The sequence below is a fragment of the Verrucosispora sp. WMMC514 genome, assembly GCF_027497295.1.
Taxonomy (GTDB): Bacteria; Actinomycetota; Actinomycetes; order Mycobacteriales; family Micromonosporaceae; genus Micromonospora; species Micromonospora palythoicola.
The window spans coordinates 3,617,462-3,636,787 of sequence record NZ_CP114906.1 but is presented as its reverse complement, the minus strand read 5'-3'; the positions used below and the strand labels follow the sequence as shown (position 1 = coordinate 3,636,787).

Genomic DNA, 19,326 nt, shown 5'->3' with positions numbered 1-19,326 from the left:
ACGAACCTGAGCGTATCGGAGCGGAGGCACCCACCCCGGCTCAGCCGCCGAGCCCGCGACCGTACTCCGGCTCGTCGCCCTTGCCGCCCCCCGATGAACCGTCCGGGTGCCCGGGCACCCTGCCCTGGCCGGGCTCGACCGGCGGCACGACGATCTGCCCGGTCGGCCGACCTGCGGGCGGAGCGGCCGGCGGACCGGAGGTCGGCCCGGCCGGGCCCGGGATCGGCGCGGGCGGATGACCCGGGATCGGCACGACCGGGCCGGGAGCCGACGGGGCCGGCGGGGCGGAGGTGGGCGGCACGGTACGCGCCGACGGCACCGCCGCGCGGGCGGAGGTGCCGGGCGGGACCGGGCGGGTCGGTTCGACCGGGTCGGCCGGCCGGGTCGCGTCGCTCGGGTCGGCCGGCCGTCCGCCGTACAGACCGCCGGTCGGGCGGGGTGCCGGGGTGCCGCCGTAGACCCGGGGCGTGGCGGGCCGACCCGCCCCGTACGCCTGGCCGGGCGGTACCGGCGGCACGCTGCCCGGACCCGGTGGGACCGGTGCGGCACCCTGACCACCGCCGGACCGGTAGGTGGTGCCGCCCGGGTTGCGCGGCGGCAGGGCCTCGAATCCGTCGGCCGGTCGCCCACGGTCCTTGCGATCCTTCCGGGAGCGGTAGACCAACAGGCCGATGAGCAGCGCACCGGCGGCGACCATGGCGATGCCGAAGTACATCACCGGCGACCCGCCGGAGGAATCGCTCTCGGTCTGGGTGAGGTCGTCGGTCGTCTCGGCGGCCAGCGCCACGCTGGGCGTGGCCTCGGCGGTCGGCTCCTCGGCTGGCTGGGTGCTCGGCGACGGCGACGGCGTGGGCGACGGGGAGGGTGACGCCGGGGCGCGCCCCCCGACCACCCGCGACGACGCGGCGGCCCGACCCAGCACGGCACCCCGCGCCGTGGTCGCCTCGCCGGTCACCACCAGTCGGCCACCGGGTGCCGTCGCGGCGAAGGCGACCCGGTACCGCATCGCCACACCCTTGCCCTTGCAGAGCTCGTCCCGGGCCGGGGCGACCGGTTCGGTGGTGACGAGTCCCGCCGCGCCCGAGACACCCACCGGCACCCAGCGACCGCCCACGTTGGCCTGCACCGCCACCTGGTCGGCCCGTACGCCGGGCAGGCTCAGTCCGAGCGCGGTGCGTACCCGCACGCACCCGTCGGTGCGTTTGCGCACCTCGACGGTCACGCCTGCGGTGGAACGGCCCGCGGTGAAACTGCCCGCCGAACGCACCCGCACCCGGTCCTCGTCGGCGTGCGCGGGTGCGCCACCGAGCGCCACCAGGGCGCCCAGGAACACGCAGACCGTCGCGATCCGCGCCGTGTGCCGACGTACCGACATGATCAACCACCGTTCCTCCCCCGACGGGGGAACGCCGGTCAGGCTACTACCGGGCCCCGACCTCGGCTGGCCATCGAGCACCCCGCATGTGCGCCGCACCACGTCTGAGCAGCAGTGTGCGGTCGCTCAGGACGCCTGGTCGGGTCCCTTGTCCGGGCCCGACCCGTCGGTGTCGTCCGCGTCGTCCTCCCGGTCCGCCGCGCTCAGCGCCAGCGCAATCGCGATGCCGAGGGCGATTCCGACGCCGATGCCGGCGGCGCCGTCCAGGGCCACCACACCGAGCACCACGCCGAGTAGCATCCCCGATGGCCAGTACCAGAGCCGGGAATCGCCGCCCTTCTTCTTCCGCTCCGCCATCGCCCGAGCGTATTGCGCCCCGTCGAGGCCCACGGCCGCCGTCGCTCGCGCCGTTCGGCGCGGCAGGACGACCGCTCACCTCACCATCGGTAGGCTCTACCGCACGCAGCGCCACGCAATGATGGAGTCCGATAGGTTACCGGGTGTGATCGACCGCGAACAGGCCGAACAGCTCGCCGCGGTATGGGCCCGCCGCGACTCGGTGCGCCTGGGGCGCGAGTGCCGACCCGCGGTCAGCGAGTTCGACCTCGGCTACGTCATCACATCCACAGTGTCCACACAGGTGACCCCGCTTCCGGGCGATCTACCCACCACTGTGGTCGACAAGCGGACCGGTGAGGTGAGTACCTGGCCGCGGGTGTCGCCGGACGTGGTGGCCCGGCTCTACCGGCGCAGCCGGGCCGCCGGCCGGCCGGCCCCGCGCACCGTGGACCCGGCCGGCCAGTTGCTGCGCGAGATCCACCGGTCGCCCGCGCCGACCACGACCGCGCGCCTCAGCGTCGAGCGACGGATCGTCACCGCGCAGGGCGTCAAGGGGGACGTGGAACTCAACCACCACCCGCTGGTCCGCGCGTACCTCGACAGCCAGCCCACCGGCAATCTGGTGCGCGGGGCGACCCGGCACGCCGAGTTCGTCGCGGTTTCCGACCTCCTGTACGAGTACGACCACCGCCGCACCGTCGAGGGCATCACCGCCCTGAGCATGGGCGACGCGAAGGATCTGCTGACGTCGGCTCGCTTCGACGTGTTCCAGGTACGCGAGCCGGGCGATCCGCACGGTGGGCCAGCCGAGCGGCCCTGTGACTCCTGTCTGAACATGCTCGTGGAGTTCAACGTCCTGGCCGGCACCGAACTGGCCCACACCACGCCCTGGTTCCCGGAACCGGCCTCCGCCGCGGTGCCCGGCCGGTTTCCTCCGCAGGTGGCGCAGGCGCTGGTCGCCGCCGGCTGGCGGCCGTACTCCGCTGGCGTGGCCGCGGTGGGCCCAGCGGGCCACCAGGTCGGCGTGGCTGCCGACCGGGCCCACGGGCTCGCCGCCGTCGGCGCCCTTCCGCGCCTGCGCAGTCAGCGGCGCGGGCCCGGTGAGCAGGTGTGGATCTCGCGCTTCGAGATCGACCCCCGCCAGGTCGCCCAGACCGCCGAGTCGCTGCGTGACTTCGCGGCGGTCGTCGGCACCCGGATGCACCCGATCGGCACCGAGAGCCGGCACAGCATCGTCGCGGCCGACGAACTGGGCCGGATCTTCGCGCTGGACCAGGCCGGCGAATGGTTTCTCGGCATCGACATCGACGCCGCGCTCACCACCCTGCTGCTCGGTCGCGCCCCGGCCCGGGTACGCGACGACGGCGGTTGGTGACGCCGCCAGTCAGCGCCCCATACCGGTCAGCGCGGTCGACGCGGCGGACGTAAACGGCGGCCGGTAACCCAGCCTCGGTCCGGACGTCAGCCCAGCACCTCGACGACGTTGTTACGCACCAGATTCTTGCCCGGCTCCCGGATCTGCTCCATCGCGGCGGAGTTCAGCAGCACACAGCTGCCCGAGGGACCGGTCACGGTGACCGTGGTCGCCCGGTCGTTGTCCAGGTTGGTCACCCGCAGCCGGGTACCCACCGGGAAGCGGTCACTCGTCGCGGCCGGTCCGGCGGACTCCTCGAAGAAGGTGATCGCGCCCCGACAGGCTGACCCGGCGACCGGACGGGCCGCCGGCGGTGAGGCCGAGCCCGGTCGGTCGCCGATCACGCCCGGCTGTCCCGCACCCGGCTGCGCGGCGACGTCGCCGATCCGCTCGACCACGTTACGTCGGATCACGTTCTTGCCGGGCTCCCGGACGAGTTCCATCGCGGCGGCGTTGAGCAGCACGCAACTGCCCGACGGGCCGACGACGGTCACCTCAGCCGATCTGTCGTTGTCCAGGTTCGTCACCCGCAGTCGGGTACCGACGGGGAACTGGTTGCTGGTGGCGGCCGGCTCGCCCGCCTCGGCCGAGAACGTGATCGATCCGGCGCAGACGCTCTGCCGGGTCGGTGCGCTGTCAGCGAACCCGAGTCCGGTGCCGACCGCCACCGTCGCCGCGGCGACGACCGCCACCCCCGCCGCCAGCACGTGCTTCCGCTGCAGCTTCACCTGTTTCTCCCGTCCTCACACCCTGGTGTTCGAGGGCTGGTACGGCCGGGGAGCGCTTTCCAGTTCATCACCGTGACACTCGTCGAAAACAAAGCTTCGAGTGAGCCGGCGACAAAACCGTTATACCGGTCCGTAACGGGTATGTGGCGCACCGGTCAACAACGCCCAGTAGCGATCCCCGTACGACCAGTGCCACCACTCGGTCGGGTAGTTCACCAGACCCGCCCCGCGCAGGGTGGCAGCCATGATCTGCCGGTGCCGGCGGGCCACGGCGCCGATCGACGACGCGGCGGTGAAGCAGGCGTTGTCGCTCGCCTCCGGCGTGGCGTCCACCGCCGTGCCCATGTCCAGCTCGACGCCGTCCACCGTGCACAACGTGAGATCCACCGCGCCGCCGGTGCTGTGCGGAGCCACCTCCACCGGTGAGACGAACTTGGTGGTCTCCCGGTACAGCCGCTCCGGCGACCAGTCCGGGTGGCTGCGGCGCAACTCCTCCTGGTAGCCGGTGAAGATGTCCAGCTGCGCCTGGTGGGGCCGGTAGCCCTCGACGATCAGCAGGCGCAACCCGTCGGGCAGCGCGCGCTGCGCGGCCAGCAGGCGGTCCACCACCGGCCGGCGCAGTCGCGCGTACGCACCGGCCGGATCGGCCGCCCGCGCGTCCAACCGCAGTTCGGGGACCTCGCGCAGGTCGACGAGCGGCGCACCGTCGTCGGCGCCGCGGACCGCCGCGACCCGCGGATCGCAGAGCAGGATCATCGCCCGCCTCCCCCGCCGGGCCGCTGCGCGTGCCGGGCGAAGGCCAGCGCGACGAGACGGTCCAGGATCTCCCGGTAGTCGACACCGGCCGCCGCCCACACCTTCGGGTACATCGAGTGCGCGGTGAAACCCGGCATCGTGTTCAACTCGTTGACGTACAACTCGCCGGCGACCTCGTCGAACAGGAAGTCGACCCGGGCCAGGCCCCAGCCACCGATCGCGCCGAACGCCCGCACGGACAGCTCCCGGATCCGCTCGGTCACCTCCGGGGACAGCGGCGCCGGGACGATCATCGGATCGGTGTCGCCGAAGTACTTCTGGCGGTAGTCGAACCAGCCGCCGTTGACCCGTACCTCGCCGACCGCTGACGCGTCCGGGCGGGTGCCGCCGAGCACACCGCACTCCAGCTCCCGGCCGCTGACCCCCTGTTCCACCACTACCACCGTGTCGTGTCGCAGGGCCTCCTCGATCGCCGCCGCCAGATCGTCGCCCTCGGCCACCCGGGAGATGCCGATCGAGGAGCCCATCCGGGCCGGCTTGACGAACACCGGGCGACGCAGGCCCAGCACCAACTTCTCCGGATCCTCCGTGGTCCGGTAGGTGGTCGCGTCGAAGGAGACGTGCGGGGTGATCGGCACTCCCTCGGCCCGCAACGCCCGCTTCATCGCCACCTTGTCCATGCCGACGGCCGAGGCCAGAATGCCGCACCCGACGTACGGCACGCCCAGAGATTCGAGCACCCCCTGCACCACCCCGTCCTCACCGAACGGACCGTGCAGCACCGGAAAGACCACGTCCAGCTCGGCGTGCACCGCGCCGGGGGCGTCCATCGCGGTCACCACCGCCGTGCCGGGACGCGGCCCGGCCCGTAACTCCACCGCCGGACCGATCACCGTCAGCCGGTCGTCGATCGCCCGCTCGGACGTCGTGCCGGCGAGAAACCCGGACAGCGCCGCGTCCGGCACGAGCCGCAACCCGCCGGTACGGGTGACCCCGACGGCGACGATGCGGTACCCACCGCCGGCCAGCGCCCGAGCCACGCCGAGCGCGGAGGCGCAGGAGACGTCGTGCTCCGCCGACGGGCCACCGAACAGGATTCCAATGCGTACCGGCGCGCTCACGCCACTGCCACCTCTTCCTCGATTCGCGCGCCCGCCGTCAGTCGGGCGACCAGTTCCGGTTCCACGTTTCCGCCGGTCAGCACCACGCCGATCGTGCGCTGCCGGGCACCGGCCGCCGCCGGCAACCGGTCGGCGGCGGCCGACCGCCGCGTCCCACCGGACCCGAGCGAACGCGGCCCGTGGTCGGTGCCGAGCGAGTGCGACGTCCCGTCGGCGGCGAGCCGTAGCGCGCCGGCCAGGCCCGCCGCTCCCGACGGTTCGGCCAGCACCTTCAGTTCCAGCAGCAGCAGCCGGAAGGCCGCCGCGATCTCGTCGTCGTCCACCCGCACCACGGCACGCAGCCGGTCGCGCAGCACGGCGAAGGGCAGGTCACCCACACAGGACGGACGCAGTCCGTCGGCGATCGTCGGTGCCGGCGTGACCGCGACGGGTCGACCGGCCGCCAGGCTACGGGCGAGTGAGTCGCAGCCACGGGGCTCGACCCCGTACACCTCGATCGGCCGGCCGGTCGCGGCGAGACAGGCACCGGCCGCACCACCACCCCCACCGACCGGCAGCACGAGGGCGTCCAGCGGGGTGCCGGCCCGTTCGGCCTCCTCGATCAGTTCGAGGCTGGCACTGCCCTGCCCGGCGACGACGTGCGGATGGTCGTACGCGTCGACGATCGGGTGGCCGGTCTCGTCGCTCACCCGACGGGCCACGGCCAGTCGCTCTTCGACCGTCGTGCCGGCGAGCACCACCCTCGCGCCCGCGGCTCGGGCCCGGGCCACCTTCGTCGCCGCCGCGTCCACCGGAAGCACCACCGTGGCGGCCAGTGCGAACGCGCGCGCCGCGAGCGCCACCGCCACCGCGTGGTTGCCGGTGCTCTGCGCGACCACCCCGCCGTGTCCGGCCGCTGCCAGCCGGCCCACCGCGAACAGCCCGCCACGCATCTTGTACGAGCCGCCGGCCTGGAGGTTCTCCGCCTTCAGCAGCACCCGGGCACCGGCCAGCCGGTCGATCACCGGTGCGCTCAGCACCGGGGTACGCACCACCCGGCCGGCCAGCCATCGAGCTGCCTCCGGCACGTCGATCGGGGCCGGGACGGCTCCGGGGGGATCGGTGTGGGACATGTCCTCTCCTTCGAAGTCGATCAGTGAGACGCCGTCGGCACGAGCGCTGCCACCGGCCAGGTCGCGGCCACGCCGATCAGGTCGCAGGCACGCCGAAGGTCGGGCTGCCGATCTGTTCGGCCCCGTTCGTGGCTTCGCTTGCCGGCCTGGCGGCCGGGTCAGGGTGCGGTGGGTAGTTGGACGTCCACCCGCAGTCCGCCGTACTCGGCTGGGCGAGCGGCGATCAGGCCGTCGTGGGCCTGGGTGATCGAGCGGGCGATGGCGAGGCCGAGGCCGGCACCACCGCTGTGGTTCGTCCGGTCCCGGGCCAGGCGGCGGAACGGCTCGAAGAGCCCGGCGACCGCCTCGGCCGGCACCACCTGGCCCGTGTTGACCACGGTCAGGGCCGGGCTGCGTCCGACCGTGACGGTGAGGGTGCCGCCCGGTCGGTTGTACTTGATCGCGTTCTCCACCAGGTTGGTCACCAGGCGTTCCAGCAGCACCCGCTCGCCCATCACCATTCGGGGCTCCAGGTGGCTGTGCACCGTCAACCCGGCCTCGGTGATCCGGTCCTGGTACGTGGCCAGCACCCCGGTCACGATGTCGTCGAGTCGCTGCGGAGTACGGGAACGCAACCCCTGGTCGCTCTCACTGAGCGCGAGCAGCCCCTCGATCAGCCGCTCGTTGCGTTCGTTGGTCTCCAGCAACTGGCCGGTCAACAGCTCCAGTTGTTCACCGGTGAGCGAGCGGGCCATCCCGACCTCGATGAGGGTCCGCTGCACCGCCAACGGGGTACGCAGTTCGTGGGAGGCGTTCGCGGCGAACCGTCGCTGTCCCTCGTAGCCGGCAGCGATGCGTTCCATCATCTCGTCGATGGACCGGGCCAGCCGGGCCAGTTCGTCGTTGCCGCGCGGGCGGAGCCGGTGACCGAGGTTCTGCGGCCCGACCTGCGCGACCGGCCCGGCCAGATCCCGCACCGGACGCAGGCACCACAGCGCGCCGGCCCAGATCCCGAGCACCGCGACCAGGAGTACGGCAAGCGGAGCGAGAGCCAGGACCAGACCCACGAGGTCGTACACCTGACCGCAGAGCACGCCCGACCCGGGCAACCCGGTGCCGCAGAACCGCTTGCCCCAGAGCCACACCTGACTCAGCGCCCACGTCGCCAGCCCGGAAGCGGCGTATCCGACGAACAACGCGAGCACGCCGACCAGCACCACGCGCCAGCGCGGAGTCACCCGGCACCGCCGATGCGGTACCCGGCCCGGGGCACCGTGTGGATGACCTGCGGCTCGCCGAGCTTTTTGCGCAGCGTCATCACGGTGACCCGGACGACGTTCGTGAACGGATCGGCGAACTCGTCCCACGCCTGTTCCAGCAGGTCCTCGGCGCTGACCACCCGGCCCTCGGCGCGGAGCAGCACGTGCAGCACCGCGAACTCCTTCGGGCTCAGGCCGACCGGCCGGCCGGCTCGGGTGACCGTGTGCCGGGCCACGTCCAGGACGACGTCGTGCGCCCGCAACACCGGCGGTACGGCGGGGGCGGAGCGTCGTCCCAGTGCCTGTACCCGGGCAACCAACTCGGCGAAGGCGAACGGCTTGGTCAGGTAGTCGTCGGCGCCCAGCCCCAGGCCCTCCACCCGGTCGCGGATGCCGGCGGCGGCGGTGAGCAGCAGCACCCGGGTACCGGAGCCGGACGCCGCCAGGCTGCGGCACACCTCGTCGCCGGTATGTCCCGGCATGTCCCGATCCAGCACTGCGACGTCGTACCGGTTCACCCCTACCCGTTCCAACGCTCCGTCACCGTCGTAGCAGACGTCCACCGCCATCGAGAGGCGACGCAGCCCCTCCGCGACGGTGTCCGCCAACAACCGCTCGTCGTCCGCCACCAGCACCCGCACGCTTCCACTCCCCGTGGTCCTCGCTGTCGGGCATACGTTCTCAGGCAGAAGTTAAGGGTTCCGTAAGTGCCCGCCACCCCAATACTCCACGTAACGGTGCCAACCCCCGACCTTCGAGAGTGACCTGCATCACGCCCTCTCGACGAGGAGTGCTGCCGTCGTGGCTGCGGCGTGGCAGTGATTCCCTCATGAAGCCGTAGAATTCAGCCATGGCTATCGAGCGGATCACGGTCGACCCGGGACGCATGGGGGGTCTTCCCTGCATTCGAGGCACGCGGGTAACTGCGACTGCGGTGCTCGGCCAGCTCGCCGCCGGACGCACGATCGATGAGGTGCTCGAGGATTATCCGTACCTCGATCGGGAGGACGTGTTCGCCGCCCTGGAGTTCGCCGCAGCCGCCGTCGCCGAGCGCGAATTGCCGATCCGGCCAACAGCCGCGTGAGATTCCTGGTCGACGCGAACCTCTCACCGCGAATCGCCGCTCGCCTCACGGAGGTTGGCTACGACGCCTCTCACGTCGTTGAGCACGGGCTGCTGGCGGCCTCAGACGAGAAGATCGCTGCTTTCTCGGTCAGCGGTGGTTACGTGATCGTGTCGGCCGACACCGACTTCACGACGATGCTCGCGCTCAGCGGTCACACCGCCCCGTCGCTGGTGCTCATGCGGTCGATCGACAAACAGACCCCGGAGGAACAGGCCGCACTGCTGATCGCCAACCTGCCGACAGTAGTTGACGAGCTACAGGCCGGTGCGGTTGTCACCTTTGCGCGCGGACATCTCCGGGTGCGTCGGCTTCCGCTACGCCCGAAGCACTGACGACCCCGTCGCCGGTGCTTCCGGTGTCATGGGGCTGGTCGCCGCTGTCCGCCGGCCCTTGCCTGGTGCGCCAGCGAGGTGGCCAGCACCAGTAGCAGCGCTACTCCGAACATGGCCGTGCCGATGACGTTCACCTGCGGTGGGATGCCCCGCTGGGCGGCGCCCCAGACGTACATCGGGAACGTGACGGTGGTGCCCGAGTTGAAGTTCGTGACGATGAAGTCGTCGAAGCTGAGCGAGAACGCCAGCAGGGCGGCGGCCACGATGCCGGGCAGCACCAGCGGCAGGGTGATCCGCCGGAACGTCTGCCACTCGCCGGCGTACAGGTCCATCGCGGCTTCCTCCAGCCGCCGGTCCATTCCGGCCAGCCGGGCCTTGACGGTCACCACCACGAACGACACACAGAACATGACGTGGGCGATGACGATGGTCCAGAAGCCGAGCGGCACCCCGCCGGAGACGAAGAGGGCAAGCAGCGACGTGCCCATCACCACTTCCGGCGTCGCCATCGGCAGGAAGATCAGCACGTTGAGCCCGGATCGACCCCGGAACCGGTGCCGGGCCAGGGCGAACGCCATGAGCGTGCCGAGCAGGGTGGCCGCCATGGTGGCGAGGAACCCGATCTGGACGCTGCGCAGCACCGCCTCGCACATCTCGGAGGTGGCACACGGGTTGCGCCAGTTGTCGAGGGTGAACTCGTTGAAGTCGTACGACAGCCGGCTGGACGGGCGGTTGAACGACAGCGCGGCGACCACCGCGATCGGCAGGAACAGGTAACCGAGCACCAGCAGCGCCACGCCCAGCACCCAGTGCTCGGCGAACCAGCGGGAGATCCTCACGGTGCCTGCCGTTCGTTCGCGACTGCGGGGCTCCGCTGCGCTGCGCTCCTCGCGCTCACAGGGCCCGCCGTTCGTTCGCGACTGCGGGGCTCCGCTGCGCTGCACTCCTCGCGCTCACCGGACGTCCCTCGTCCCGGTGCGGCGGAGGTAGCCGAAGACCACCGCGAGGATCGCCGTCATGAGCAGGAACGACAGCGCCGCGCCCTGCGGGTGGTCGAGCCGGACCAGGAACGCCGAGTCGATGACGTTGCCGATCATGTACTCGTTCGGGGTGCCGAGCAGTTCGGCGTTCAGGTAGTCGCCGGCCGCCGGGATGAAGAAGAGCAGGGTGCCGGCGGTCAGGCCGGGCATCGACAGCGGCAGGGTGACCCGCCGGAACGTCTGCAGCGGGCTGGCGTACAGGTCGCGGGACGCCTCCAGCAGCCGGCGGTCCAGCCGTTCCAGGCTCGCGTACAGCGGGAGCACCAGGAACGGCAGGAAGTTGTACGTCAGGCCGAGCACCACCGCGACCGGAGTGGCCAGCAGCCGGCCGTCCGGGCCGAGCAGGTGCACGTCGCGCAGCAGCCCGACCAGCCAGCCGTTGTCCGACAGGATGGTCTTCCAGGCCAGGGTACGCAGCAGGAAGCTGGTGAACATCGGCGCGACCACACAGACCAGCAGCAGGTTCTTCCACCGGCCGGCCTGCTGCGCGATCGCGTACGCCAGGGGGTAGCCCATCAGCAGCGCCAGCACCAGCGCGATGCCGGCGTACCCGAAGGACCGACCGAACTGCGGCCAGTACGCCTGCAGGGCCGCCGGGTAGTTGCCGAACGCCCAGGTCAGCGCGTACCCGGTGGAGAGCGAGCCGGCGGGGTCGTAGAGGCTGGCCGCAGCGAGCTGCACCAACGGCACGACGAAGAACAGGAACAGCCAGGCCGCGCCCGGCAGCAGCAGCAGGTACGGCAGGAACCGGCGACGCCCCGGCCGGGCAGCAGCTGCCGGCGACGCCGGCTGCTCCCCGGAAGCGGTGGGTACGTGAGCCGGTGCGCTCACGCCCCGGCCTCGCTTCGCGGGCTCACGAGGACGCACCGACCGGTTCGTCAAGCATCGGGGCGGTCCGGTCGTCCTCGTCGACGTGCCGGCCGAGTAGGAAGGCGTGCCGCGGATCCCAGTACGCCACGACCCGCTCCCCGATGGCGAACCGCTCCTCGGCACCGCTGTTGGCGACGAAGACGCTCAGCTCATCGCCCCAGCCGGTACGCAGCAGGTACTGCGTACTCACCCCGACATAGGAGACGTCGGTGATGCTGCCTTCGACGTGCTGGTGGCCGGTGGGCACCTGTCCGGCCGCCGCGGCCAGGCGCAGCTTCTCCGGGCGTACGCCCAGCAGAACCGGACCCTGGTCGGCGCGAGACCGGGCCGACGGCACCGAGAACCGCGCGCCGTACGCAGTGACCAGCAGGTCACTCCCGTTGCCGCCGGAGATGTCACCGGCGATCAGGTTGGACTGGCCGAGGAAGTTGGCCACGAAGGCGGTCGCCGGGAACTCGTAGAGCTCGGCCGGCGCGCCGAGTTGCTCGATCCGGCCGGCGTTCATCACCGCGACCGTGTCCGCCATGGTCATGGCTTCCTCCTGGTCGTGGGTGACGTGCACGAACGTGATACCCACCTCGGTCTGGAGGCGCTTGAGTTCGAGCTGCATCCGGCGACGCAGCTTGACGTCGAGCGCACCGAGGGGCTCGTCGAGCAGCAGCACCTGCGGGTGGTTGATCAGTGCCCGGGCCAGCGCGACGCGCTGCTGCTGGCCGCCGGAGAGCTGGGCGGGGCGGTGCCGTTCGTACCCGTCGAGCTGCACCAGAGACAGCATCCGCCGGACCTGGCCGTCGACCGAGCGGATGCCGCGCCGCCGCAGCCCGAAGGCGACGTTCTCGAAGACGTCCAGGTGCGGGAAGAGCGCGTAGCTCTGGAACACCGTGTTGACCGGTCGTTTGTACGGCCGCAGCCGGGTGATGTCCCGGTCACCGAGCAGGATCCGCCCGCGGGTCGGTTCCGCCAGGCCGGCGACCATCCGCAGGGTGGTGGTCTTGCCGCAGCCCGAGGCGCCGAGCAGGGCGAAGAACGAGCCCTGCGGGACCGTCAGGTCCAGCTCCTCGACCGCGGTGAAGGCGCCGAACGTCTTGGCGAGATTGATCAGCCTCAGATCGCCGGCCGGAGTCTGCGTAGCCACCGTCACGCCCCGATGACCTGCTGGAACTTTGTTTCGTACTCCCGTTCCTGCGGCTCGTCGAGCGCCATGAAGACCTTGGCCTTGGCGAGCATGGCCTCGTCGGGGAAGATCAGCGGGTTCGCGGCCAGTTCCGGATCGATCTTCTCCAGCTCCGCCTGCGCCCCCTGCACCGGGCAGATGTAGTTGACGTACGCGGCGAGCTGGGCGGCGACGGCCGGATCGTAGTAGTAGTTGATCAGCTCTTCGGCGTTGGCCTTGTGACTGGCCCGGTTCGGCACCAGCAGGTTGTCAGACCAGAGCAGTACGCCCGAGTCGGGCACCACGAACTTGATCCGTTCGTTTTCGGAACCGAGTTGGATGATGTCACCGGACCAGCCGACGCACGCCGCGATGTCGCCCTTGGCCAGGTCCGGGGCGTAGTCGTTGCCGGTGAACCGGCGGATCTGCCCGGAGTCGACGGCCCGCCTGAGCTTGTTGAGCGCGTCGTCGAACTGGGCGGCGGTGAAGTCGGTCGGGTCATGGCCGTTGGACATCAGCAGCAGTCCCATGGTGTCGCGCATCTCGCTGAGCGCGGTCACCCTGCCCTTGAGGTCGGGGCGGGTGAGCAGCTCGTCGACGGTGCGAATCTCGCCGGTGACCCGGCCGTTGTAGGCCAGTCCGGCGAGGCCGGACTGCCACGGGATCGCGTACTGGTCCGCGGTGTCGAAGGGCCGGTTCCGCAGCGACGGCAGGAGGTTGGCCTCGACGTTCGGCAGCCTCGACCGGTCGAGTTCCTGGATCCAGCCGAGCCGGATCATCCGGGCGGCCATCCAGTCGGTGAGCACCATGATGTCCCGCCCGGTGCTCTGGCAGGCGGCGAGCTGGTTCCGCACCTTGCCGAAGAACTCGTTGTTGTCGTTGATGTCCTCGGTGTAGGTCACCTGGATGCCGGTCCTGCTGACGAAACCGTCCAGGCTGGGGCGCTTCGACTCGTCGTCCTCGTCGACGTCCATGTACTGCGGCCAGTTCGAGAAGGCGAGCGTCTTTTCCGCGCCGGACAGATCCTCGCTGACGCATCCCTCCTCGGTCTGCTGCGCGGCGGGGGTGCCGCAGCCGCTCAGGGTGCCGCCGCCGGCGAGGAGGGCGGCCGAGCCGAGGGTGCCGGTGAGCAGGCCACGCCGGGTGAAGGGCCGGTGGGCACTACGCATGAGACGGTTCCTATCAATGATCGTCGGCGACGGGACGGGGTGGGCCTGCCGGCTGGGGATGGAGCCGGCGGCGACAGACGAATGATCCTGACACGAGGCGAGGATGCCAGCCACGCCCCGGGCACATCCCCCGACTCACCCTGCCCCGCCACCGGCCGCTCGACCCAAACCAGACCGCTTGACTTACCCAGACCCCTCGCTCGCCCAGACCCCTCGCTCGCCCAGACCGGACCCACGCACGCCGGACCCACGCGGCCCGGACCCACGCGGGCCGGACCCAGGCAGGCCGCCTGGCCCACCCAGGCCGCTTGATCCACTCGACATGCCGCATCCCGCGCCATCCAGGTCGCCTAAGACCGCAAGATGCCGCATCTCGACGACCGAGCCGGGTGAGAGGACCGGGTGAAGGGGGTCGGTTGACTGAGCGGGGCGACCAGCCGGGCGACGTGGCGGGCGGGGCACCGGATGCGGCGACCGGGCCGGGTAGGCGAAGGAGAGTGGCGGCTCAGACCGTACTTCGGACGGTGCTGGCGACGAAGGCGCGCCAGGCGGCCGGGGTGAAGGCCAGGGTGCCGCCGGTCCGGTCCTTGCTGTCACGCACCAGCACCCGGCCGGGCAGGTTGTCGGCCACCTCGACGCAGGCACCGCCGTTGTTGCTGCTGCGGGTGGCGGTGCGCCAGCGGGCGCCGGTCAGCTCCATGTCGTCGCCACTTCCCGGATCAGGTCGATGGACCGTCGGCGGGGCAGCGCCTCACCGGTGACGCTCTCCCACCTCGCGCCCAGGCTAGCAAGGTCGGCACTGTCGGTCACCACCTGACCGCGCAGTTGATTGTCCAGATAGGCCGCCTCCGCGCCGTCCGGCATCCGGGCCAGCACGAAGGGCCCGGCCAGGCCGGTGTGCCACGGGCTCTCCGCCGGAATCACCCGGACTTGCACGTGCTCCCGCTCGCCCAGCGTGGCCAGGTGGGCCAACTGCTCCGCCATCACGCTCGGATCGCGGCTGACCGGCCGCCGCAGCACCACCTCGTCGATCACCGCGACCAACTGAAGCGGGGTCTCCCGCTCCAGCACCCGCTGCCGCGCCAGCCGCGCCACCACCATCTCGTCGACCTCCGTCGGCGCCAGCAGGCCGCCGGTGGCCAGCACCGACCGGGCGTACGCCTCGGTCTGGAGCAGCCCCGGCACGAGCAGTGGCTCGTACCACCGGAGGGACCGGGCGTCCTGCTCCAGTTCCGCCCACGCCCGGAACCAGGGCAGGTCCCGGCGGCGGAACGGCTCCGGCCAGAGTTCGGCGGCCTTGCGCCCGAGCAGGTTGGCGACGGCGATCCGGGTCCGCGGATGCGGGATCCGCCCGTCCGCCAGCCAGCGAGCCGCCGTCTTCGGGTCGACGCCCACCTTCCCGGCGAGGGACTCGGCCGTCTCGCCCTTGTCCGCCATCGCCACCCGCAGCGCCTCGTTGCCCACTGCCCCGTTGCCCATCGCACCCTCCCGACTCGCGTCACCCTCCGGCGCACGCTAGTCACCGCAAGTGGCCGTGTCCGCCGGCTGCCGGCGTGTTGCGGCCAGGACTGTTTCGCGCATCCGAGGTGCGCTCCAGACGCCCCCGAGATGCCCTGGCGACGCCCCAGTCGCGGTCGCCCCAGCTCCGACGCCCTGGGGCCCTGAAGCGAACCCACACCCAGCCCACCGGGCGGGTTCCGCCCCGACGACATCCACCCACGTCCACCCACGCCAACCCACCCCGACCGTCCCCGCGATCAAGAAGTTCTGGTCGCCTCAGGGCTCGGAACGCGACCAAAACTTCTTGATCAACGCCGACCGGCAGGCCGGCCGACAGACCGGCCGGTGGGTGGCCGGGTGGGTTAGTGGGTGGGGGGGATTACGCGGAGGTGGCCGCGGCGGGAGGTTGAGGAAGCGGCGGGGGGTGTGGAGGGGTGGTTCTGGTCGTCCTGGGGAGGACGGGGGGCGGGGCGGGCGGCCTCGCGGACCGCTTCGGCGAGTGCGACCAGATCGTCGGTGGTGGGCGGCGGGGGCTCGAACTCGCCCTCGTGGCGGACGACCTCCCAGCCGCGCGGAGCGGTCAGGCTGCGGGCGTGCGGCTCGCAGAGGTCGTACGTGTGCGGCTCGGCGAAGGCGGCCAGCGGGCCCACCACGGCCGTCGACTCGTTGTAGACATAGGTCAGCGTGGCGACCGCTTGCCGGGGGCAGCCGTTGCGGGAGCAGCGCCGTGGTGACCTCACCGGCGCAGGGTATCTCCATTACCGGCTCCGGCGCACCGCTTCGCGTTACGACACGCCCGTCTTGGTGATCACATTTCTCGTCCGGTCGCCGCAACGCGCCAGGTGGCCGGCGCTGACGCTGCCCGGCGCGGACCGGAAGCTACTCTGTGGCACATGACGAGCCCCGAGAACCGCCGCCCCGGCACCGGCCGGCGGGCGCACCGCGACCGGCACGGACGCGGTCTGCGTGGGCGGCTGGTGCCGGCCACCGTGCCGCTGGCGCGGACCAAGGCGGAGATCTTCGACGACCTGGTGCTGGACACGGTCGAGACGCTGGAGCGTCGGTTCGCCAAGGAACTGGCCGGGGTGGAGTTCGCCGTCGAGGACGTCCCGCCCGACCTGAACGTCTACGACTCCGACGTGCTCGAGGACGGCGAGGTGCCGCTGGCCCGGCTGCTGCCCGGTCGGCCCGGCCGCCAGGAGGTGCCGCCTCGGATCGTGCTGTACCGGCGACCGCTGGAATTCCGGGCGATGGACCGGGAGGATCTCGCCGACCTGGTCCACGACGTCATCATCGAGCAGGTGGCGAACCTGCTCGGCGTCGACCCGGACGAACTGGCCTGAACGGCCGGCGCTCGCCCTTCCGCGCCACGTGCCGGGGTCGTCGCCTGGTGCCCGCTACGCGCAATCGTCCGCGTCACCCACATCCGCGCCCGGCATGACCCGCCGGCCAACCCCTCCGGATGACCGGCCCCCCGATCACCGCCCGCCGGGTGGGACGGTCCCCCAACCGTCCCGCCCCACGTCGGGTCAGGCCGCCCGGCGCTTGAGCTTGCGCCGCTCCCGTTCGGAGAGTCCACCCCAGATCCCGAACCGCTCGTCGTGGCCGAGAGCGTATTCGAGGCATTCCGTCTTGACCTCGCACCGCGAGCAGATGCGCTTCGCCTCGCGGGTCGAGCCGCCCTTCTCGGGGAAGAACGCCTCCGGGTCGGTCTGCGAGCACAGGGCCCGCTCCTGCCACTCCGGCGCGTTTCCGAGCAGGTCGGCCGCCTCGAGCTGGCCGTCCATTCAGTTGCCTCCTTGTCGCGCACCGGCGTCGTCGCCGCTGCAACCCCCCACGCGAAAGGCGTGCTTTTGTCCGTCCGGTCCCGTTATCGTGCGTCCCGTGCGAACAACCCCATTCGAATTACACGCGTGTAATGCGTGCGCCGTCAAGCCAAACTTGATAATGGAGTCGCCCTCCCGACACGCGTCCCGGACGGCCGTCCGTACCACCCGGTCTCGCCCTGCCCTATCGATTCAGACCCCGGCCGAGTAACGCCCTCCCCGGCGAGTTGCCCGAGTTTTCTCCCGTGGCGCGCCGTAGGCCACCGGAGCGGTCGAGCTTCGCGGCGGTGCCGGGGAAGCCGCTCATCAAGATCCGTTGATCTTGATGAGCAAGGTTATCCCGACTTCGCCAACCCCGCCCGCCGAGCGGGCGAACGACGACCGCGTCCCGCCCACATTGTGGACGGGACGCGATCGGCGGGACTCCGGCGGTTCAGTCGGCCGACGGGTGCAAGCTGGTCGGCAAGGCGAATTCGGCGACCACGCCACCGGACACGGTGACCGACCCGACGGGCGTGTCGGCGTCCCACCAAACGGTATAGACACCGGCGGGAAGATCCGGATAGACCGCACTGTGGAACGTGCCGTCCGGGACCCGACGCTCGTGTACGGCGGAGTGCGTACGCGGGTCGCCGTCCCGGTCGGCCCGGCTCACCTCGATCTCCCGACCGAGCAGTTGCCGCCCGGTGTAGATGATCAGCGCCCCCGTGTCACCACCCAGGGTCAGCTTCGGCCCACGCCACTTACGTTTCGCAGTGATCATGCCCAACCTTTCCGGCGGCGGCGCGCAGACGCCCGCGATGACGGACGGGGATCACGACAGACCACGCCGGGCCCCCGGGTGAGGGGTGCCGGCGACGGTCCTCGCCGTGCCGCCGCCGGCATCGACAGGTACGTCCGCCGGAAGGCGAAGGTTCGACCCTAGTACGGCAGCCGCCGTTTGGGATCATGGCTGGAGTTCGAGGTTGAGTCGGCGTGTGTAGTGGGCTCGGCGGGCTCGGGCTTGATGCCGGCGTCTCCATCCTGACCAGTGCAAACGGTGGGCGAGGTCGGTGATCGGGCGGATGATGCAGGCGTTGATCAGTCGGCGGATCTCGTTGACGGTCAGCTTGATCAAGCCGTGGTCGGTGGAAGCGTCGGTCGCGGCGTCGGCGGCGCAGATCGCCAGGACGGCGAGTGCGGCCAGGGCGAGGGTGGTGAACCGGTGCCAGGAGTCCCAGCGGCGGACCTGGTGCTGGTCCAGGCCGACCTGGCCCTTGGCGGCCTGGAAGCTCTCCTCGACGGTCCAGCGGATGCCCGCGACCCGCACGAGCTGAGCGAGAGTGGCCGGCTTCGGGGTCCAGCAGCGGTAGAAGGCCAGCTCACCGGTGGTCGTGTTCTTTCGAATCAGGAGGCTGTGCCGTCCGCCGTCGTCCGGGTCGGCGTCGGTGCACACGTCGTCGAGCCAGGCCCAGTCGTAGAAGCGTGGGCCCTTGGATCCGGCCCCGGCCGAGCGGCGTTGCCATGCGGTGGCGGGCAGGTCGGCGGCCACCCGGTCGGCGCGGACGCGGGTCTTGCCGCCGTCGAGCGGCACCAGATGACTGCGGGACACCGCGAGGACATAGCCGAGTCCGCGTTCGCGCAGCAAGGCACGAAACACGCTGCTGTTGCCGTATGCCTCGTCCGCGGCGGCCCACCCCGCCGGGACACCGGCATCAAGGGCTGCGGTGATCATGTCGGCGGCCAGCTCGCACCGGGTCGCGAACCCGACCTCGTCGGGCACCCCCGCGGCGGCGCAGCGGTCACGGTCGTCGGTCCACGACACCGGCAGATACACCCGTCGATCGATCAGAGTGTGCCCGTGCCGGCTTGCGTAGGCGAGGAACACCCCGACCTGGCTGTTCTCGATCCGCCCGGCCGTGCCCGTGTACTGCCGCTGCACCCCGACGGTGTGGCTGCCCTTCTTCAGGTCTCCCGTCTCGTCCGGAACCAGGACCGCGTCCGGGTCACCGAACCGGCCCGCGACCAGAGCCCGCAGGTCATCACGAACGGCGTCGGCGTCCCACACCGCCCGGTACAACAACCGCTGCATCGCGTCCGGCCGGACGTGCCCGGCCTGCTCCGCCAACTGCCAACATGTCTTGACTTCAAGGTCAGATAGCAGACCAGAGACGAACTCTCCCGCCGCCCGCCGCGGCTCCACCCGCCCGAACCGGCCCGCGAAGCAGCCGAGCACCCCGGCCATGAC

Annotated in this window: 22 protein-coding genes; 4 read left to right on the top strand and 18 right to left on the bottom strand. The window is 71.4% G+C overall.

Annotated elements, in window-relative coordinates; all coding sequences use genetic code 11:
• Positions 1–40 precede the first annotated feature (40 nt).
• Positions 41–1,375 (bottom strand): hypothetical protein, encoded by a 1,335-nt coding sequence (locus O7597_RS17015; protein WP_269739738.1) that lies wholly within the window; start codon positions 1,373–1,375, stop codon positions 41–43.
• A gap of 126 nt (positions 1,376–1,501) precedes the next feature.
• The gene (locus O7597_RS17010; protein WP_269739739.1) at positions 1,502–1,732 is read right to left on the bottom strand and encodes a hypothetical protein; all 231 of its coding nucleotides are present in this window, start codon (positions 1,730–1,732) and stop codon (positions 1,502–1,504) included.
• Between the two features lie 145 nt (positions 1,733–1,877).
• Here O7597_RS17010 and O7597_RS17005 point away from each other — a divergent pair, with 145 nt between their 5' ends.
• Positions 1,878–3,089 (top strand): SUKH-3 domain-containing protein, encoded by a 1,212-nt coding sequence (locus tag O7597_RS17005; protein WP_281580129.1) that lies wholly within the window; start codon positions 1,878–1,880, stop codon positions 3,087–3,089.
• An 86-nt stretch (positions 3,090–3,175) separates the two neighbouring features.
• Here O7597_RS17005 and O7597_RS17000 read toward each other — a convergent pair whose 3' ends face one another.
• The 6 genes from O7597_RS17000 to O7597_RS16975 all read right to left on the bottom strand — a co-directional run bounded on the left by O7597_RS17000 (position 3,176) and on the right by O7597_RS16975 (position 8,724).
• Positions 3,176–3,856, bottom strand: a complete 681-nt coding sequence (locus O7597_RS17000; RefSeq protein ID WP_281580128.1) for a hypothetical protein — start codon at positions 3,854–3,856, stop codon at positions 3,176–3,178.
• Positions 3,857–3,976: 120 nt separating this feature from the next.
• The gene (locus tag O7597_RS16995; protein WP_281580127.1) at positions 3,977–4,612 is read right to left on the bottom strand and encodes a M15 family metallopeptidase; all 636 of its coding nucleotides are present in this window, start codon (positions 4,610–4,612) and stop codon (positions 3,977–3,979) included.
• The gene (locus O7597_RS16990) at positions 4,609–5,733 is read right to left on the bottom strand and encodes a D-alanine--D-alanine ligase family protein (protein WP_281580126.1); all 1,125 of its coding nucleotides are present in this window, start codon (positions 5,731–5,733) and stop codon (positions 4,609–4,611) included. The genes O7597_RS16995 and O7597_RS16990 overlap by 4 nt, the downstream gene beginning before the upstream one ends.
• Positions 5,730–6,845: a pyridoxal-phosphate dependent enzyme gene (locus O7597_RS16985; protein WP_281580125.1), complete on the bottom strand. Its 1,116-nt coding sequence runs from the start codon at positions 6,843–6,845 to the stop codon at positions 5,730–5,732. Before O7597_RS16985 ends, O7597_RS16990 begins: the two co-directional genes overlap by 4 nt.
• A 158-nt stretch (positions 6,846–7,003) precedes the next feature.
• A complete protein-coding gene (locus tag O7597_RS16980; protein ID WP_269739745.1) occupies positions 7,004–8,062 on the bottom strand; it encodes a HAMP domain-containing sensor histidine kinase in 1,059 nt (352 codons plus the stop codon).
• Positions 8,059–8,724 (bottom strand): response regulator transcription factor, encoded by a 666-nt coding sequence (locus O7597_RS16975; protein WP_281580124.1) that lies wholly within the window; start codon positions 8,722–8,724, stop codon positions 8,059–8,061. The genes O7597_RS16980 and O7597_RS16975 overlap by 4 nt, the downstream gene beginning before the upstream one ends.
• Before the next feature lie 209 nt (positions 8,725–8,933).
• Between O7597_RS16975 and O7597_RS16970 the strand changes: the two genes are divergently transcribed.
• Positions 8,934–9,167, top strand: coding sequence for a DUF433 domain-containing protein (locus O7597_RS16970; RefSeq protein WP_269739746.1), 234 nt, complete (start codon positions 8,934–8,936; stop codon positions 9,165–9,167).
• Complete coding sequence (locus O7597_RS16965) at positions 9,164–9,541, top strand: DUF5615 family PIN-like protein (protein ID WP_269739747.1); 378 nt, start codon at positions 9,164–9,166, stop codon at positions 9,539–9,541. Before O7597_RS16970 ends, O7597_RS16965 begins: the two co-directional genes overlap by 4 nt.
• Before the next feature lie 26 nt (positions 9,542–9,567).
• Here O7597_RS16965 and O7597_RS16960 read toward each other — a convergent pair whose 3' ends face one another.
• From O7597_RS16960 to O7597_RS16930, 7 genes are all read right to left on the bottom strand, one after another.
• Positions 9,568–10,380: an ABC transporter permease gene (locus O7597_RS16960; protein WP_281580123.1), complete on the bottom strand. Its 813-nt coding sequence runs from the start codon at positions 10,378–10,380 to the stop codon at positions 9,568–9,570.
• 114 nt (positions 10,381–10,494) lie between these two features.
• Positions 10,495–11,412, bottom strand: a complete 918-nt coding sequence (locus O7597_RS16955; RefSeq protein ID WP_281580122.1) for an ABC transporter permease — start codon at positions 11,410–11,412, stop codon at positions 10,495–10,497.
• Between the two features lie 22 nt (positions 11,413–11,434).
• A complete protein-coding gene (locus O7597_RS16950; protein WP_281580121.1) occupies positions 11,435–12,592 on the bottom strand; it encodes an ABC transporter ATP-binding protein in 1,158 nt (385 codons plus the stop codon).
• Positions 12,589–13,773: a spermidine/putrescine ABC transporter substrate-binding protein gene (locus O7597_RS16945; protein WP_269739751.1), complete on the bottom strand. Its 1,185-nt coding sequence runs from the start codon at positions 13,771–13,773 to the stop codon at positions 12,589–12,591. Before O7597_RS16945 ends, O7597_RS16950 begins: the two co-directional genes overlap by 4 nt.
• Positions 13,774–14,278: 505 nt before the next feature.
• Positions 14,279–14,473 carry a DUF397 domain-containing protein gene (locus O7597_RS16940; RefSeq protein ID WP_281580120.1) on the bottom strand — a complete coding sequence of 65 codons (195 nt, stop codon included), beginning with the start codon at positions 14,471–14,473 and terminating at the stop codon, positions 14,279–14,281.
• A complete protein-coding gene (locus O7597_RS16935; RefSeq protein ID WP_281580119.1) occupies positions 14,464–15,252 on the bottom strand; it encodes a helix-turn-helix transcriptional regulator in 789 nt (262 codons plus the stop codon). Before O7597_RS16935 ends, O7597_RS16940 begins: the two co-directional genes overlap by 10 nt.
• A 383-nt stretch (positions 15,253–15,635) precedes the next feature.
• Positions 15,636–16,013, bottom strand: a complete 378-nt coding sequence (locus O7597_RS16930) for a DUF3499 domain-containing protein (RefSeq protein WP_269739754.1) — start codon at positions 16,011–16,013, stop codon at positions 15,636–15,638.
• 153 nt (positions 16,014–16,166) lie between these two features.
• Between O7597_RS16930 and O7597_RS16925 the strand changes: the two genes are divergently transcribed.
• A complete protein-coding gene (locus O7597_RS16925) occupies positions 16,167–16,616 on the top strand; it encodes a metallopeptidase family protein (protein WP_093406503.1) in 450 nt (149 codons plus the stop codon).
• Positions 16,617–16,802: 186 nt separating this feature from the next.
• On the opposite strand, the gene O7597_RS16920 is transcribed toward O7597_RS16925, so the two are convergent.
• The 3 genes from O7597_RS16920 to O7597_RS16910 all read right to left on the bottom strand — a co-directional run bounded on the left by O7597_RS16920 (position 16,803) and on the right by O7597_RS16910 (position 19,323).
• Entirely contained in the window at positions 16,803–17,060 is a 258-nt protein-coding gene (locus tag O7597_RS16920; RefSeq protein ID WP_013731688.1) for a WhiB family transcriptional regulator, read from the bottom strand.
• A gap of 472 nt (positions 17,061–17,532) precedes the next feature.
• The gene (locus O7597_RS16915; RefSeq protein WP_281580118.1) at positions 17,533–17,862 is read right to left on the bottom strand and encodes a phospholipase; all 330 of its coding nucleotides are present in this window, start codon (positions 17,860–17,862) and stop codon (positions 17,533–17,535) included.
• A 183-nt stretch (positions 17,863–18,045) separates the two neighbouring features.
• Positions 18,046–19,323 carry an IS701 family transposase gene (locus tag O7597_RS16910; RefSeq protein WP_281580117.1) on the bottom strand — a complete coding sequence of 426 codons (1,278 nt, stop codon included), beginning with the start codon at positions 19,321–19,323 and terminating at the stop codon, positions 18,046–18,048.
• Positions 19,324–19,326 lie beyond the last annotated feature (3 nt).

Coding starts and splice junctions, on each gene's coding strand:
- O7597_RS17015 (WP_269739738.1), bottom strand. CDS start 1,375: ATGTCGGTACGTCGGCACACGGCGCGGATCGCGACGGTCTGCGTGTTC.
- O7597_RS17010 (WP_269739739.1), bottom strand. CDS start 1,732: ATGGCGGAGCGGAAGAAGAAGGGCGGCGATTCCCGGCTCTGGTACTGG.
- O7597_RS16995 (WP_281580127.1), bottom strand. CDS start 4,612: ATGATCCTGCTCTGCGATCCGCGGGTCGCGGCGGTCCGCGGCGCCGAC.
- O7597_RS16985 (WP_281580125.1), bottom strand. CDS start 6,845: ATGTCCCACACCGATCCCCCCGGAGCCGTCCCGGCCCCGATCGACGTG.
- O7597_RS16970 (WP_269739746.1), top strand. CDS start 8,934: ATGGCTATCGAGCGGATCACGGTCGACCCGGGACGCATGGGGGGTCTT.
- O7597_RS16945 (WP_269739751.1), bottom strand. CDS start 13,773: ATGCGTAGTGCCCACCGGCCCTTCACCCGGCGTGGCCTGCTCACCGGC.
- O7597_RS16940 (WP_281580120.1), bottom strand. CDS start 14,473: ATGGAGCTGACCGGCGCCCGCTGGCGCACCGCCACCCGCAGCAGCAAC.
- O7597_RS16935 (WP_281580119.1), bottom strand. CDS start 15,252: ATGGGCAACGGGGCAGTGGGCAACGAGGCGCTGCGGGTGGCGATGGCG.
- O7597_RS16925 (WP_093406503.1), top strand. CDS start 16,167: ATGACGAGCCCCGAGAACCGCCGCCCCGGCACCGGCCGGCGGGCGCAC.
- O7597_RS16920 (WP_013731688.1), bottom strand. CDS start 17,060: ATGGACGGCCAGCTCGAGGCGGCCGACCTGCTCGGAAACGCGCCGGAG.
- O7597_RS16915 (WP_281580118.1), bottom strand. CDS start 17,862: ATGATCACTGCGAAACGTAAGTGGCGTGGGCCGAAGCTGACCCTGGGT.
- O7597_RS16910 (WP_281580117.1), bottom strand. CDS start 19,323: ATGGCCGGGGTGCTCGGCTGCTTCGCGGGCCGGTTCGGGCGGGTGGAG.